Source organism: Parachlamydia acanthamoebae (assembly GCF_000875975.1).
Taxonomy (GTDB): domain Bacteria; phylum Chlamydiota; class Chlamydiia; order Chlamydiales; family Parachlamydiaceae; genus Parachlamydia; species Parachlamydia acanthamoebae.
Genome location: NZ_BAWW01000063.1, coordinates 25,919 through 41,768, shown reverse-complemented (window position 1 = coordinate 41,768; position 15,850 = coordinate 25,919). Strand labels below are relative to the sequence as shown.

Sequence of the window (15,850 nt, the reverse complement as noted above, 5' to 3'; positions counted from 1 at the left end):
CTCATCGGCAAGTCTTTTTTCTTCTTCAGCTTTTGCTGCTTCTTCAGCTTTTTGTTGAGCTTCTAAAGCTGCTACACGCTCTTCTTCTTGCTTTACAAGGCCTTCTTCAGCGTGATTTTTCGCTTCTACTTGAGTCGCGCCATCTTTTTGCTCAACTTCTAAATTTTCTTTTGAAGAATCGTTAGCTAAATCACCTATGATTAACTCTTCCGCAATTCGTCGCTCTTCAGCTTGCTTCGCTTTTTCTACTTCAGCTTTTTGCTGAGTGTCTGAAGCTATTTCTTCCTCAAAATTAGCTATAATATTTTGTTTGGCTTGCTCTTCAGTTTCTTCTTGCTGAGTTTCAGCTTCATTGGAAGTCTCTGCTTCTGATTTTTCTTCCTGTGCTTTCGTTTCCTTTTCTGTTTCAGCTTCCGGAGCATTTTCTTCTTCTGCTATTTTTTTTTCATCGTCTGTCGCTTGCTCTTGAACACCAGCTTGCCCTCCCACAGGTTCGTTTTCAGGAGCCTTTGGTTCAGTTTTTTCACCTTCTTGAGTGTCTTGGCCTGTTTTTTCCTCTTTTTCTTTATTAGCTTGCTCTTCCGCAATTCGCTGATCTTCTGCAGCTTTTTGTGCTAATTCTTCTTGTAATCTCAGGACCGCTTCTTGAGCAAGCTTCTGTTTTGTTAACTCCTCAGGACTAAATAGCGCCTTGCATTTTTCAAAATGCATTTTATAGCATTTTCCAACAGAATCATTTCGATTTCTAATTTTTAGAGGGAGGATTCTATTTAAGATAATTTCAAGATTTTGGCTATTTTGATTTACATGACTAAAATCTTTTATTAACTCATCTTTATTTGAATTGATATAATCGTGTAATTTTTCAGCAATATGCACAGAATCTCTACGGTCAATTTTAAAACCCAATAACTTTAAAAACCCCCTAAATGCTCTCCATAAACGTCCGTTGTATACAACCTGTAGCTCTGAAGAAAGCCATTTTCCTTTCTGCATGCTTTTTGCTACAGCATCTAAACGATTATTAATTGGCTCTTCGCCATTTTTTAAACTTATTTTTGGGGAATTCGTCATCATAGTCTCCTATTCAAGTAATATTTACCCAACTAACTTTTTTTTGATTTTTTCAACGCAGAATATGTTTTAGCACCAAATTAAGTCAACATAATAATTAAAAACCGATTCTTGTTAAAAAAACGCCCTTTATCCTTCCAATGATTCCGTATGTATGCTAAAAATGCTGGTTTAATCTCTTAAATTCATGGTTTCAAATGGAAGGTTTTTGTCCCTTAGCTTCAGGTTCCAAAGGAAATTGTATCTATGTTGGAACGCCCCATACAAAAATCTTGATTGATGCGGGTATTAGTGGAAAAAGAATTAAAGAAGAGCTCGCTCAATTGAATGTCGAATTAACGGACATTGATGCGATTTTTATTACCCATGAACATACGGACCATATTCAGGGACTAAGAGTTTTAGCTTACAAATTAGGAATCCCCGTGTTTGCAAATCATGAAACTGCAAAGGGGATTGTAGAATGCTTCCATGATTGCCCAAAATTTAAAATCTTTACAACTGGAGAATCATTTCTTTTTGGAGATTTGGAAGTTCACCCTTTCAGTATCCAACATGACACGATCGATCCGGTCGGCTTCACCATTAAAACAGATCAATTGAAATTAGGGTTTTGCACTGATTTAGGTTTTGTCACCTCACTTGTACGCCATCAATTACAAAATTGCGATTACTTGTATGTCGAAGCCAATCATCAACCCTCTATGGTACATGCCTCTCCACGACCGATGGTTTACAAGCAGCGCGTATTAAGCCGTAGTGGTCACCTTTCAAATGAAGCCTGTGGGGAATTATTGTGTGATATTGCGCATGAAGGGCTCAAACATGTGCATTTAGCACACCTTTCGAGTGAATGTAACACGCCGGAAACAGCTCTTCAAGTTGTGCAAGGAGCTCTTCAAAACAGAGGAATTAAACTAGATATTAGCATCGCTCTTCAGCATAAAAGCAGTAAGCCAATCTATTTTAGTGAGCATCCTGCCTTAACACGATAAATAAAAAACCCTCAAATAGTCTAAAAAACTTACTTGAGGGTTTAAAAATGCGTATGGCTAACAGTCACTCTTAATGAAAAAGCCCCTTAATTTTATCTAGAAAGCCTTTGCGAGTAGGAAGATTGGTTGCATCTTCTAATTGAGCAAACTCTTCGAGTAACTCTTTCATTCGCTTACTGAGTTTTGTCGGGGTTTCGACGAAAATTTTTACTAAAAGATCACCTTTTCCTTGTCCATGGACATTCGGAAAACCCTCCCCTTTTACTCGGAAAACTTTCCCATTTTGGGTGCCTTCAGGAATGGTAATTCGACAGGTATGCGCTAATAAAGAAGGCACTTCTTTTTTGCAACCTAATGCAGCTTCCGTAAAACTAATCGGCAAATCGAGCAATAGATCATTGCCATCTCGTTCAAAAATTTCATGGGCTTCGACTTGGATAAAAACATACAGATCTCCGGGAGGGCCTCCACCCTGACCAGCATCTCCATAACCACTCATGCGTAAGCGCATGCCCGTATCAACACCAGCAGGAATATGTACTTTTACGTGTTGCTTTTCTTTAACAAGACCGCTTCCACGACAGTCAGAGCAAGGATCAACGATCATGCGTCCCTCACCATGGCATTGAGGACAAGTCATAGACATACTGAAAAAACCACGCTGTTCAAAAACCTGTCCAGCACCGCCACAACGATTACATTTTTTTATGCCTGCAGAGGATTTAGCACCTTTACCTGCGCACTCTTTACAAGTCACATAGTTTGTGACAACGAGTTCTTTATCAACTCCGCGCGCCGCTTCTTCAAAAGATAACGTGATATTGACCCGCTTGCTTGCACCTTGTCTGGCTCCCTGGCCACCGCCATGCCCGCCGCCAAAGTCACCGCCACCGAATACACTATCAAAAATCGAATCAGAGCCCATTCCACCGAAAGCACCCATAAAGGTACGTAAAGCTTCTTCCATGGAAGAATAGCTTGCCCCCCCAGCTGCAGAAGCACCCTGAACACCTTCTTTTCCGTATCGATCATATAACTGTCGTTTGTTGGTGTCGCTTAAAACTTCATAAGCTTCGGAAATCTCTTTAAACTTTTTTTCCGATTCTGCATCGCCTGGATTTTTATCTGGATGGTACTTCAAAGCCATTTTACGATAGGCTTTTTTTATCTCATCTTGAGTAGCGTTTCGCTGAACTTCTAGAGTATTGTAATAATCTGACATATGCTATTACCAAGTGGGTTCACACTTATGAGCGGTTGGCAGTACATAAGTACCCATGTCACGCTATAATTTGGATTTAATTGGAAATTTGATCTTTATAGAGGGCTGAATGACATCCCAATTTATCTCCTCGATCATAAGAGAGAAATTTAAGAAAAGGCCGCATAAACCGACATGAGCGTTATCTGACAGCCTTACTTTTTTTTAACGCTGCTTTTTATATTTTAAGGCAGCTTTAGACTTAGCTCGTTTTTTTACTGATGGTTTAGAATAAAAACGATGGGCTTTAACAGACTTCATGACGCCTTCTTTGTCGAGTCTTTTTTTAAGAGCTCTAAGAGCTTTATCAAGGGGTTCTCCCACCCGCACTTTAACAACTGTCATTTAACCTTAACCTACTTTTTAAATTTATCTTGCATAAATGCTTATTAAGTCAGGGGTGATTTAGTTTACAATTATTTTAAAATCACTCTAAACTTTCATAGTTAGCATTATCATACGAGAGTCGCAACATATAAATCAACCTAGAAATGCAACTCCCTAGATAAAACAATTTCATCCGTTGGCAGAATAGGTGACGTAGGTTTGGACACGATTTAGCCATCCTTCTAGCCATCTCTTTTCATTTCTTTGCGGAGGGGAATTCTCCACGCGATTTTTAAGAACAGCACTCGCACTCCGCGCAAATTCTTTAACAGGTTCAGAAGATGGATTCATACCAAGCAAAACTTGCCGTAACCCCCATCCAATTCCTTGATATCTTTCTTGAGGAGAAACACCCTCTCCCTTAAAATTTACATAATCCAATAATGCATAGGTTCCCGTCACAGATTCACTTAATTGACAAAATTGCGTATGAATTTTGTTTTGCTCTTCAGAAGTTAGGTTTTCAACTAGAATGGGCAGAGACTTTTCTAAACGCTCGAACATGAAATAAATTTGCAGATCAATACTTTCTAGTAAAAGCTGACGTAAACGCGTCAGCTTTTTTTCATCTTGAGCCGCAAGAAATTCCTCTCTCGTCTTCCAAGGGCATCCGTCTGCTTGCATTAACCAATTAGGAAGCGCAATCCCTTGCTTACACAAAAACTTGATTAGAGTTGGAAAGGATTCTTTAAAAGGAGAATCAGAACCTTTGGGGTGCCAAATAAAATGCCCGATCCCAAGCGAAGCAAACTCCTCCCCTGCATTCCAAGACGTTAAACCCGCAATCGATTTTTTACATTCATTCTTCCAAATTTGCTCACCCAATTGGCGAGCCTGCTCAGGAGAAATTTCAAGAGCATGATTTGGCAAAGCAAAACAAAGTAAAAGTCCTAAAACAGAAAAAATTAAGGGTTTGTAGTCGCGCATTGATACTCCTGGCGAATTAAATGTGCAGCAGAATTAAAAGAGCAGCAAACAGGGCTGTAAGTGCAAATGACAATCGATGCTTTTGAAAATAAAGTTTGATCCCAAGGATCTCGCCCTGCAACCACAATAACAGGAAGCCCCTCTTTTATCAATGCCTCAACAAACGTGACTTGTTGCGGATATCGCCATGCATTGTAAGTACAGAATACGCATAAGTCGGACCGCGCAGCTAAGGCTACCCCCGCATCAAACGCTTCCTTTTCAGGACTTAATGAATCATAAAAATACCGGGTTGTCAAAGGAGCTAAGTGCATTAAGTCACTTTTTTCTATTGCCTCCTGACAAATAGAAGGTGACACAAGAAGGATGCGCTGAGTCTTTAAACTAACTTTTTCTTGAAGCTGACAATACTTAACTTCTGTGGCAGTATCCGCTACTTTTTGTGCCAATTGTTGATGAATAGATGGATCAAATGATAGAGCAAGATCTTGGCATGCATAATTTTTTTTGGCTGCTAGAATTCTCCGAACAGATGCGTCGAGTCTCTGCTCAGAAATTTCTCCCGTTTGGACTAAAAACACAAGGGTCTGATGGATTTTTGCAATCTCATCGATCGTGATTTCAAATCCCCCTCCTTCTCCCAACAGCTGCTTTCCACCCAATAAAAGCACATCATGACCCGCTTTAAAGCTTTGAATGGCAGCATCGACGACACCTTGAGATTGCCCTAAACATCCTTGCATAGCCAAAGAATCTGTCAAAATCACCCCTTCGAAACCCATCTCTTTTCGAAGGACTTGCGTCACAGCATCGCATGAAAAAGTGATACATGTTTTTGCATCAAGCGCGGGCACAAACAAATGAGATGTCATCACGGCCTCCGAAAGAGGGAGAAGTTGATGAAAAGGATATAGTTCGACCTGATCTAATTCACCTCTTGTTTTGTTCAGGCAAGGTAAAGCTTGATGCGAATCAACTTCAACATCACCATGACCAGGAAAATGTTTTAATACGGACAAAATAGAGGATTTTCGAAATCCTTCCATCATTTCCTTTCCGAGAGAAGCCACATCTTTGAGTGATGATCCAAAAGCCCGAATACCTATAATCGGATTTTTCTCATTACAATTCACATCAACAACGGGAGCCAAATTTACATTAATCCCCACACTCTTTAATTCCAATCCTGTGGCATAAGCACAAGCTTCGGCATCCCCTGCTTTTTTTATTTGACCTAAAGCATAATTTCCTGGGAATTGCGTAAAACCGTTTTTCAATCGATTAACCACGCCCCCTTCCTGATCAATCGCAAGGAATAAAGGAATCGGATGAGCCCGTTCCCGCGCCAAAGACTGCAGCCCTCGGCTTAAAATTTGCACTTGCTGGGCATCCGTTAATCCATTAGCCCACTCATAATAAATGATTCCTCCAATATGAAAATCCTGAATGAGTTTTTTTGCATCCCCATTAGCCTCTGTCCCGTAAAAATGCACCATCAAAAGCTGGCCGACTTTCTCCTCTATGGAGAGCTCATCTAATCTTGGGAGATTACTTTGACAATGAAGGGGTGGATAGCTAAATAGTAAAAGTATCCAAAAAATATATTTTCTCATGAATCCCTCTGAAAATATATCAGGATATCAAATCAGACGATTTCTTCAACACAAAAGGGAACCCCATGCAGCTGAACGACTACGTAGACTACAGACGCCTCCTAATGCATTTTCAAGCGACGAACCTTCCTGGCCAAAACGACCGAAATCACTTTACCCAAGAAATTTCCAGGGAAAGAGATCTGGCCAGCAAAAATATAACACAGATTGAACCATTATCCGTCTCACAGTCACAATCTCTTTTTTTTACAGTCTTACCAGAATCGATTCAAATTTATATCTTTGGTTTTTTAAAAAAAGAATCAAGCATTTGCACATCTGTCTGCCACACCTTTCACCATCTTGTGATCAGAGATGTGATCAGAGAACAGCTCGCCCCCTTAAGTCACGATAAAGAAAAGATGATTTTGCAAGGCATGGTGGATGTCGAAAACACAATGAATCACGAATTGGGAAACGTGCATGCTTTAGATGAATTAACCAAAGACATTAAAAACGTTGCGGTAGTCAAAAGAAAACTCGAAAACATAGTATGTTTTTTATCTGTTTATAAAGCTCATTTTCTTTTCATGCTCTCTTTAGAAGAAAATGCACATTATAAAATACTGATTAAAGGAAATCTGATCGAAATTCATCATTATCAAAAAGAATGTGAAAGACATTTAAAAGAATGTACATATTATTTAAAAAGAAAGCATTAATCGATCTAATGAATTAGGGCCTTTTTATAGGCTCTATAATTCTCATCTAATGAATGCTTTCTTGTTATTCCTCTTGATCTCGACCCATTTTTGGTTTAAAATACATTTATTTAACCCTTATTTTAGTCAGATATGAATTCAGAGAAAAAACGTCAAAAAAAATGGGTTGCTTGCCCAATCGAAGATGAATATTTTGGTAATGATCGCAAAGCACACCGTCTAGAAAGAAAACTCGCCTCTCAAAAAGATCGCTCCAAGTATAAAAAAACAGATCGGGAAAAGCATGAAAAACAATTAGCTGAACAGCGTAATGCAAAATTTTCCAGAGATGAATTAGACAAAGGTCGCGTCATCTCCATTGTTCCACAGGGAATCCTCGTCGCTAGTGGCGACCAAGAATTTCTGTGTACCTTACGTGGAGTTTTGAAAAAAGAACGAGGATTAGCAAAAAATTTAGTCACGGTTGGCGATTTTGTTCTTTTTGAAAAAACTACTCCGGAAGAGGGTTTAATTGCACATGTTGAACCTCGCAAGACAATCTTATCAAGAGCAGACAACCTTTCCAGGCGCAAAGAACAGCTTATCGCCGCCAATATTGACCAAGTATTAATTACAGCTTCCGTTTTGAGCCCCCCGCTAAAACCTTCATTAATAGATCGTTATATTATTGCCACACAAAAAGGGGGAATGACGCCCATTATTGTGGTAAATAAAATAGATCTGCTCTCCACATCAGATGCTGAAGATCCCATACTCGAGCAAGAAAAAGCTCTTTTTGAGACATTTTTAGAAGGATACCGTCAAGCAGGCTTAAAGGTTATCCCTGTAAGCACGGTTACAGGAGAAGGTATTGAGGCATTAAAAGAACAAATGCGCGACAAATCTTCCGTTTTTTCTGGTCAATCAGGCGTAGGAAAATCCTCTTTGATTAATGCTCTGATCGGATCTGATTTGCGTATCGGGAAAATCGTGCACCGCACTAAAAAAGGGGCTCACACGACAACAACAACACATCTTATGCCACTCGATTTTGGGGGATGGTGCATCGATACACCTGGAATAAAAAGCTTTGGAGTCTGGGACCTGGACCAAAATGAATTAGAAAGCTACTTCTCTGAAATTTATCGGGTTGGACGCACATGCAAATTTCCGAACTGCTCCCATTTACATGAAGAAGATTGCGCTGTCATTCAGGCTGTAGAAGAAGGCAAAATCTCTCTTCTGCGCTTTGAATCTTACCACGACCTTTTGCATAGCATCACACAAAAACATTTGCGCCGTTGAATCTTTAAAACACAAAGTGAGGTAAATATGGCTTACATCCGATCTGTTAAAGCGATTGAAATTCTAGACTCTCGTGGGAATCCAACCCTTGAAGTCACCTTAGCAACCGATCGAGATATCGTAGTCAAAGCCTCCGTCCCTTCTGGAGCCTCTACAGGTGAACACGAAGCCGTTGAATTACGCGACAACGACCCCTCTCGTTACCATGGGAAAGGAGTCCAGCAAGCGATTGCCCACGTGAACGGGCCCATTGCGCAGATCTTGATTGGAAGACACGTCTATGATCAAACAGAATTAGATTTGCTCATGATCTCTACCGATGGGACTGAAAATAAAGGACGTTTTGGTGCAAATGCCATTTTAGGTGCATCCTTAGCATTAGCTCGCGCCGGAGCCGCCACTGCGCATTTACCCCTTTATCGTTACATTGGCGGAAGCCACACCTATATTCTCCCCTGCCCTATGATGAATATTATGAATGGCGGTGCCCATGCAGACAACTCGTTGGAATTTCAAGAATTTATGATTCGCCCTACTGGCGCCCCCTCTTTTCGTGAAGCGATCCGTTGGGGAGCTGAAATTTTTCACACTTTGAAAAAAATTTTAAAAGAAGATGGGCATGTGACTTCCGTTGGCGATGAAGGCGGATTTGCCCCTAATCTGCCATCTAATGAAGCCGCCATCGAATATATTTTAGCGGCCATTGAAAAAGCAGGCTATCATCCTGGCTCGCAAGTGACACTAGCCTTGGATTGTGCAGCTTCTGAGTTCTATGATAAAGCCAATAAGACCTATATCGAAAAGAAAAAGAAGCGGCAAAAACAAACTTTTGCAGAGCGATCGGCACAAGAACAGACGGATTACCTAGCATCCCTTTGCAATCAATACCCGATCGATTCCATTGAAGATGGCCTGGACGAAAATGATTGGAATGGCTGGAAGTATTTAACAGAAAAATTAGGTAAAAAAATTCAAATCGTTGGCGATGACATTTTCGTGACGAATCCTAAATTTTTACAAAAAGGATTCGAGGAAAAAATTGCGAACTCTATTTTAGTCAAAGTTAATCAAATTGGAACATTAACAGAAACGTTAGAGACGATTCGGCTCGCCCAAACACACGCTTATTCCGCAGTCATCTCTCACCGTTCGGGTGAAACAGAAGACAGCATCATTGCAGATATTTGCGTGGCTACAAATTCGGGCCAGATTAAAACAGGGTCTTTGTGCAGAACGGACAGAGTCGCGAAATATAACCGCTTACTAAGCATTGAAGCTGAGCTTGGCTCAATCGCACGTTATGCAGACAGTCACTCAGCCAAAAAAATCTAGCGCAAACTCAATACCTGTTTAAGTTCACGTGGACAGTTCGAAATAATGCCATCCACGTGAGCTTGGATAAGATAATTCATCATTCCAGGATCATCTACAGTCCACACCCACACTTTCTTTTTCATCTGCTTTAACAGACTCAGCATTCTTTGGGTGATCAATCCATAGTGCATGGCGACAATGTCGGGTTCGTACTGAACATGTTGCTGCCACTCTTTCTCCTCCTCAATAATCGAAACTAGAGGCTGGGAAGACTGTCTTTCTCGTAAGGCTTTCATAATTTCTGATGATAAAGATCCTACCACAACTTTATTCGCTTCTGCCGAAATGATTTTCAAGACAACTTCAGCTAATTCATTGGGAGAAGCCGAGCCCTCTTTAATCTCCACCATCAAGCCACATTTCCCTCTGCATAAAACCAATACATCTTCCAGAGAAGGGACTTTTTGACCTGCAAAATTAGGATCAAACCATATGCCAGCATCCCACTTTTGCAGTTCTGAAAAGCTAAAGTCTGCGACCGAGCCCCTAGCATGTGGCAATGTCCGTGAAAGAAAAAGATCGTGAATAACAATAGGAATTCCATCCTTCGTTAAATGCACATCTATTTCGATATAGTCCACGCCGATATCCAGTGCTTGCTGAAAAGCGCACAAAGTATTTTCTGGAGCATCTTTAGAATTTCCACGATGCGCTATATTTGCAATCGGAGCCGTAAGAGGAAGATTAGGATGTAAGGAAGTTTGAAAAAAGATATCCATCGGGAACACATCCGATTTGTTAAATCTAAACAATCACTCTAAGATTTTTTTTCACGAGTTGGCAGTGTTGGTTGATCCAAGAAAAACAATCTTTTCCGATTCTCACCGGTACATTGATTTTTTTTTCATCAACCGAAAAAGCTGTCGGTATTGTATTTAAACGCACCCAAGTTTGCAAGCGACGAAATAACTCCGTATTTAAATCCTTACGATGAAGAGTTTGCACAACGTCTTTGCCATCTTGGTGAATCTGTGGATAAGAAAATTGGATTCCCCAAGGGATATGATCTTGCCCAAAAATCATGGAACGAAACTTGCCATCAAGCGGAGAATAATCCAACGTATGGGCTTGAACTTGAATAACAGGCTTTCCAATGCGAACTAATTGCTGGTTTTCACCTGTTTGAATGCAATAAAGGGCGTCTAAATCCGAAGTAAAGATCGAAGAAAAAGAAGTAGAGGTGATTTGATAGTCCGGAAGCTTTCCAGCTAGCAAAGTCTGAATATAATCTTTATAAGCTTTTAAGAAGTCATCACGCAAGATTTCCCCTGCACCACATTCCACTACCCGACCAATCGAGTAGATATAAAACAACCCTAATTCCTCGAAAAGAGACTCCATCTGTTCACTACTAATGAGTAGTTGCAAATTTAACCATTTAGAGGCCTGCAAAGGGATGGCGTCCTCTAACTTGACAACACGCAGAGGAGACTTCATCATACATTCGCTTTTGTAGAAGACTTAGGTGAAGTGGAAACAAAGGAATAAAGGAAAATCCAGACAATTCCAATGCATATGGCTGAATCAGCCAAATTGAAAACGGGATAATCATAACCCCACAGAACAAAGTGAAGCATATCGACAACATGTCCATACAAAAAATAATCGACAATATTTCCGACTGCCCCCCCAATAATCAAAGCAAGGGGGATTTCTAACTTTTTTTCGTAACGATAAAAAAGTAAATAACAAAATAATGAGGCAATTAAAAGAATGCGGAAAACAAGCAGATACTCTTGAAAATCGGCAAATATCCCTCCGATTGCACCTCTATTTTCCACGTAATTCAGTGAAAATTGAACCCCAAAAAAATCTTGGAAAACCGGTATCCCACCGTAGGGATACCAGTAAGATTCAAACAAGGGCTTAGGCAAATAGTGAAAAGCATAATACTTAGATATCATATCCGACATCAAAACGACGATACTAATCCAGAATGCTTTAAACTTCATCATACCTAAATGAGACCTTTCTCTAACTTTTCTTGAGCTTTCACAGTCATGGAAGCATAAGGAACTGCTTCTAAACGTGCAAGAGGAATTTCTTCACCAGTCACATCACAAATCCCGTATGTATTATCGTGAATTTTTTCCAGTGCACGATCAATTTGTCTCAAAATCGCATATTCTCTTGTCGTTACTTCCAAATTGATTGTTCTGTCAAAGTCATCGGTTCCTTGATCAGCTTGATGTTGAGAATAGCCGGTCGCTTCGTCAGGTTTCTTGACTTCTTCCGTCGATCCTTTCAACATACGCGTCAGATGATCGCGCATCTCTTCTAGTCTTTTTTTAAATTTTGCCACTTCAGTTTTTTTCAGCGCCATTCGTTTCTCCTTATAGACCAATCTATTCGATTTTATTCATAATCTACCCTACCTACGGGAATGCTCTCCATACCATTCCTTCTGCCTTTCAAATTTTCAGATAATTTTGTTCTAGGTTTTAGATGCCAAGATCTACACGAGGTGTGAGACCACAACATTCGAAATCTAGCCAAAAGATATCGAAGAAAGTTCAAAAAGCAAAGCCGGACGCGGTATTGGTCGGCAAGTAATTTTATGAATAAGAATTCGCTATATTTTATTAGACCTCTCTTTGTCAAGTATAACTTATTTTCCAAAAATTTTCATGCAAATTCACTAAGTAGGAAGGGATTTTTTAGCTTAGCGGATAGGGATACGCATTTGTGAGCTGAAGAAAGTCAAACTTTGGACAACAAAAAGTCCTGTTTTCATATTTTTTTATTCACCTCTGAATAAACAGCAAAAATTGTAGTTATTTCAGTAATAAAATGGAAGGAATAAATAAAGATATTAAAATTTAATTACATAGAAGTCCTTCAGACATAATGGATAAAGCTATCTTTTTATCTAAAATTCAGCTATTTTCTAACAAAAAATAAAAATTTATATAACGCCTTAGCAAGCAAACAAATACTTCCAATATCTAGATTCGAGCTAACTATGACAACTCCATTGATCGCAAGCAAATCTTTTTATTTACCCATAGTCTACGATCCGACAAAACAAAACAAGACCATTTCAGTCACAACAAAAAATATTCTAAAAATCTATTCTGAAGAACTTGAACGATTAGCTAAACTATCTACTGAAAAAGTTGTGCATTTAAAATTAGATGAACTTTTTGATTTTTCAAATCAGGAAAGTTGGGTTTTATACTTTAAAGCCTTAGATTTCATCCTTGAAAACCCACTTGCAGAGATTGCTTATTTTCTTATAACAAAATGGTGTAAGCAAGACCCATCAAAATCTTTGATCTTACTAAATTATCTTTTGCAAAAAACAGATCGAAATCAAGACGCCCTGTTCTCCCATTTTATTTTTATTTTAAACGAGCTCGAAGATGAACAGCTTAAAAATTCTGAAATAATTAAAAATTTGTCTCAAGCTTATATCTATTTACGTCTTGAATATTCTGATTTTCCTGGTGAAAATATAGATAATATTTCAAAAATGAAAGATCAATTGAAGAAATCCGATTTAGAAGCTTATAAAGACTTACTTTTTGAAGAAATAAAAATATGTATCCAAATGGAATTAACAGGCGATGCAGAAAAGACCTTAAAACGACTTTTACTTTGCCCCCTTTCTGAAGAAGAGACCATTAAAGCAACACTCCATTTTAAGCAATTTGTTGAAAATAAAAAAGACGCGGCTCAACACAAAAAATTTTTGAAAGAGATAGGATGGAATTCGATCAGCGAAACATACGCGTTCTCTCTCATTCGTACCAACAACCTTGTTGGATTTATCAGCTTTATAAATTGCATGCCTCCCATTCATCCAAAATTTTGGGAACGAGTCATCCACGAAGTCACACAATCCCACCACAAAAATATACAAAAGAGTTTTTTGGACTATTTAGCCGAGAAAGCCAGCTCAGTGCTCATCCATAAAGAAGTACATACAAGCTCATTAATCACCTGTATTTTTGAACATATGCATGTGCAATCTCTTTCGGCTTTTTTTTTAGTTGATCCTGAAATACAGGACCCGGTCATGTTTCTTCAGCAATCTCTTAAGCTGTTCACTGCGACACCCCATTTTAAACCCCAACAAGAATTGCTTTCCAAAATTCATGAGAAGTTAGAGTGCATTCAAACCCAGCAGCAAACTCAATGGGAAGTCCACAAATTTACATTGATCTTCGCGTATCTAAATTTATGCGTGAACTTTAGAGACTTCTCTTCTTTCAGCAAAGCTTTCGACTATTTAGAGGAATTATTAAAATCTGGTTTATCAAAGATTCATCATCATCCATTCCTTTCCCTACACGACAACCTATTAAAAACACTCAAAAGCGCAGGCCCCAAACATTTGAATAAAAGTCTTATTGGTGAAATGAGCATTTCCATGTTTAAGTATTTCGGATTTCTGCATGAGAATTGGACAGGGAAACGCATTGATTATATGCCAATCTGTGATGTGCTCAACCACATTTATACCTTAAGCCTACGTTCTGGACTTCAAAGTGAGTCTTTAATCTACATGGCGGGCAAATTGCTTTTTTTCGAGGAACAAAGAACGCCGATTACAATTTCTAAAACAAGAAATACAAAAAAATTAGAAATATCACCTTTTAGGGAGCATACCCCCCTTATCGAGGCCATTCTTAAGCGTCTGATGTCTTCTAATTGCAGCGAAAACCTCTTTATTGCTAATACATGTCTATCCGATCGACATCTTCAATTGGCTTCCCCACAAAATTATGTTCAGCTCAGAATTGATTGCTTTAACACACTCTGTGCTTTTTTGAAACGAACAGATCGTTTTAAAGAAATGCTGGAGATTTTAAATAGTTTTGATTACTTCCTTGGAACATGTCAAGAAAGCTTAAAAAAGCTTTCAGATCCTTCAATAAAACAATTATGGGAAAATATTCTGGTCTGCTCTCTGCTCATTCCTAAAGAATGGAATCTAAAAAGTAACACACGTCCATTTAACGGTTTCTGGATTTTCTTTGTCAAACATGTACAAGGCGCTAATTTTTATGAAAAGATGGCTTTTAAAATCAGATGCATTAGGGAATGTTTTTCTAATTTTCATATTTGCAAAAGTGAACAGGATGTTTTACATACACAACTTTTTCTAACTTTCGATCTTCATTTATTAAATGACGCACCAAAAGATTGTCCTTATGTGAAAAAAGCTTTTTTAGATGTTGTCTTTAGTATCCCTCCAAATCATCCTATGTTAAAAGAGGCTCATCTCAATAGAGTCAAAAATTGTCTAAAAAAAATCTTTGATCAGAACATTCTACGCAAAAATGATCCAGAATATGTTGTGATAAATACTTATTTAAATTTAGATATTGAGGATCTCTCTGCATCTCATTTAGATTATTTTGTTACCCAATTTTCTCTCTCAAAAAACAACATAAAAGTAAAACAACGCCTTTTATATATTTTGCATCGGAAACAACAAAATTTAAATTTTTCACATCTTTACAAACTGATGACAGCATTATTTAATGTCCCTCTTGAGATCATGGATCCACTGGAATTCATCACAATTGCAAAATTCATCATCCATTTAAAAAAATCGGCTTCCCCCACAAAAGCTCACCGAAAGTCTTTTCTGCAATTTTCCCAGCTTTTTTTAGAGAAAGCTGGAATCCATACTTTGGAGAGATCGAATTGCTTTTCATTTTTATGCATTTGGCAAAAATTGATTAAAACATATATACGATGGGGTTTCTACGCAAAAAAATCTTCTGTATTACTCAACTTACTAAAAAAGACGATTACAATTTGTGAAAGACTTCAATTAAAACCCATAGAATGCTCAAGCGCTCTTTTAGTCTATTTTCTTTTTATGTCGAAAAATTCCTCTACCCCACTACCTCCAAAATTTTTCGAACAACTAGATGAAATTTTAAACAAAGAGGCCATAAAAGTCCTCGAAACAACTCTTGATGAGAATCGCCGGTTTTTAATTTCTATTTTCAAAAAAATTTGTGAAAGAGAGGGTTTTAAATCCTTGCTACCCAAACTTTTTGAGAGTCTTTCTAAAATTAAAATGAACGAGAATTTTTCTGTGCTTTTTTCTGGGCAGCTAGAAAGCATATCTGCAATCATTAAAAAAGATCTTTCCGACCTTTTACTTTCAGAAATTAATGTGGGTTTCCATTTATTCCAGATTTATCCATTTAAGTTTTCTAATCCTATTCCTCATAACATATTCAAACCCATTTTAGATTAATCATAAATCGAGTT

13 protein-coding genes and 1 pseudogene are annotated in these 15,850 nt (G+C 38.4%); 5 read left to right on the top strand and 9 right to left on the bottom strand.

Going from position 1 to position 15,850, the window contains the following annotated elements:
* Nucleotides 1–1,077 (bottom strand): annotated as a pseudogene (locus tag AOM43_RS09670) (hypothetical protein); the annotation flags it as partial.
* A 194-nt stretch (nucleotides 1,078–1,271) separates the two neighbouring features.
* Between AOM43_RS09670 and AOM43_RS09665 the strand changes: the two are divergent.
* Nucleotides 1,272–2,069: an MBL fold metallo-hydrolase gene (locus AOM43_RS09665; RefSeq protein ID WP_006341689.1), complete on the top strand. Its 798-nt coding sequence runs from the start codon at nucleotides 1,272–1,274 to the stop codon at nucleotides 2,067–2,069.
* Between the two features lie 70 nt (nucleotides 2,070–2,139).
* Here AOM43_RS09665 and dnaJ read toward each other — a convergent pair whose 3' ends face one another.
* The 4 genes from dnaJ to AOM43_RS09645 form a co-directional block, all read right to left on the bottom strand.
* Nucleotides 2,140–3,291, bottom strand: a complete 1,152-nt coding sequence (gene dnaJ, locus AOM43_RS09660) for a molecular chaperone DnaJ (protein WP_006341690.1) — start codon at nucleotides 3,289–3,291, stop codon at nucleotides 2,140–2,142.
* Between the two features lie 204 nt (nucleotides 3,292–3,495).
* A complete protein-coding gene (gene rpsU / locus AOM43_RS09655) occupies nucleotides 3,496–3,675 on the bottom strand; it encodes a 30S ribosomal protein S21 (RefSeq protein WP_006341691.1) in 180 nt (59 codons plus the stop codon).
* A gap of 171 nt (nucleotides 3,676–3,846) precedes the next feature.
* Nucleotides 3,847–4,644 carry a hypothetical protein gene (locus AOM43_RS09650; RefSeq protein ID WP_059360024.1) on the bottom strand — a complete coding sequence of 266 codons (798 nt, stop codon included), beginning with the start codon at nucleotides 4,642–4,644 and terminating at the stop codon, nucleotides 3,847–3,849.
* Nucleotides 4,623–6,257 carry a glycoside hydrolase family 3 protein gene (locus AOM43_RS09645; protein WP_059360022.1) on the bottom strand — a complete coding sequence of 545 codons (1,635 nt, stop codon included), beginning with the start codon at nucleotides 6,255–6,257 and terminating at the stop codon, nucleotides 4,623–4,625. The genes AOM43_RS09650 and AOM43_RS09645 overlap by 22 nt, the downstream gene beginning before the upstream one ends.
* Before the next feature lie 65 nt (nucleotides 6,258–6,322).
* Between AOM43_RS09645 and AOM43_RS09640 the strand changes: the two genes are divergently transcribed.
* From AOM43_RS09640 to eno, 3 genes are all read left to right on the top strand, one after another.
* On the top strand, nucleotides 6,323–6,958 hold the full coding sequence (locus tag AOM43_RS09640; RefSeq protein ID WP_059360020.1) for a hypothetical protein: 636 nt from the start codon (nucleotides 6,323–6,325) through the stop codon (nucleotides 6,956–6,958).
* 132 nt (nucleotides 6,959–7,090) lie between these two features.
* Nucleotides 7,091–8,242, top strand: a complete 1,152-nt coding sequence (rsgA, locus tag AOM43_RS09635) for a ribosome small subunit-dependent GTPase A (protein ID WP_006341695.1) — start codon at nucleotides 7,091–7,093, stop codon at nucleotides 8,240–8,242.
* A 27-nt stretch (nucleotides 8,243–8,269) separates the two neighbouring features.
* Entirely contained in the window at nucleotides 8,270–9,574 is a 1,305-nt protein-coding gene (gene eno, locus AOM43_RS09630) for a phosphopyruvate hydratase (RefSeq protein ID WP_006341696.1), read from the top strand.
* Here the strand turns inward: eno and AOM43_RS09625 are convergent.
* The 4 genes from AOM43_RS09625 to AOM43_RS09610 are packed head-to-tail and all read right to left on the bottom strand — an operon-like array spanning nucleotide 9,571 to nucleotide 11,939.
* Nucleotides 9,571–10,335, bottom strand: a complete 765-nt coding sequence (locus AOM43_RS09625; RefSeq protein WP_006341697.1) for a glycerophosphodiester phosphodiesterase — start codon at nucleotides 10,333–10,335, stop codon at nucleotides 9,571–9,573. The genes eno and AOM43_RS09625 overlap by 4 nt on opposite strands.
* A 25-nt stretch (nucleotides 10,336–10,360) precedes the next feature.
* On the bottom strand, nucleotides 10,361–11,056 hold the full coding sequence (locus AOM43_RS09620; protein WP_006341698.1) for a hypothetical protein: 696 nt from the start codon (nucleotides 11,054–11,056) through the stop codon (nucleotides 10,361–10,363).
* A complete protein-coding gene (gene lspA / locus AOM43_RS09615) occupies nucleotides 11,053–11,571 on the bottom strand; it encodes a signal peptidase II (RefSeq protein WP_006341699.1) in 519 nt (172 codons plus the stop codon). Before lspA ends, AOM43_RS09620 begins: the two co-directional genes overlap by 4 nt.
* Before the next feature lie 2 nt (nucleotides 11,572–11,573).
* Nucleotides 11,574–11,939, bottom strand: a complete 366-nt coding sequence (locus AOM43_RS09610; RefSeq protein WP_006341700.1) for a TraR/DksA family transcriptional regulator — start codon at nucleotides 11,937–11,939, stop codon at nucleotides 11,574–11,576.
* 639 nt (nucleotides 11,940–12,578) lie between these two features.
* Here AOM43_RS09610 and AOM43_RS09605 point away from each other — a divergent pair.
* Nucleotides 12,579–15,836, top strand: a complete 3,258-nt coding sequence (locus tag AOM43_RS09605; RefSeq protein ID WP_013925576.1) for a hypothetical protein — start codon at nucleotides 12,579–12,581, stop codon at nucleotides 15,834–15,836.
* The last annotated feature ends 14 nt before the right edge of the window (nucleotides 15,837–15,850 follow it).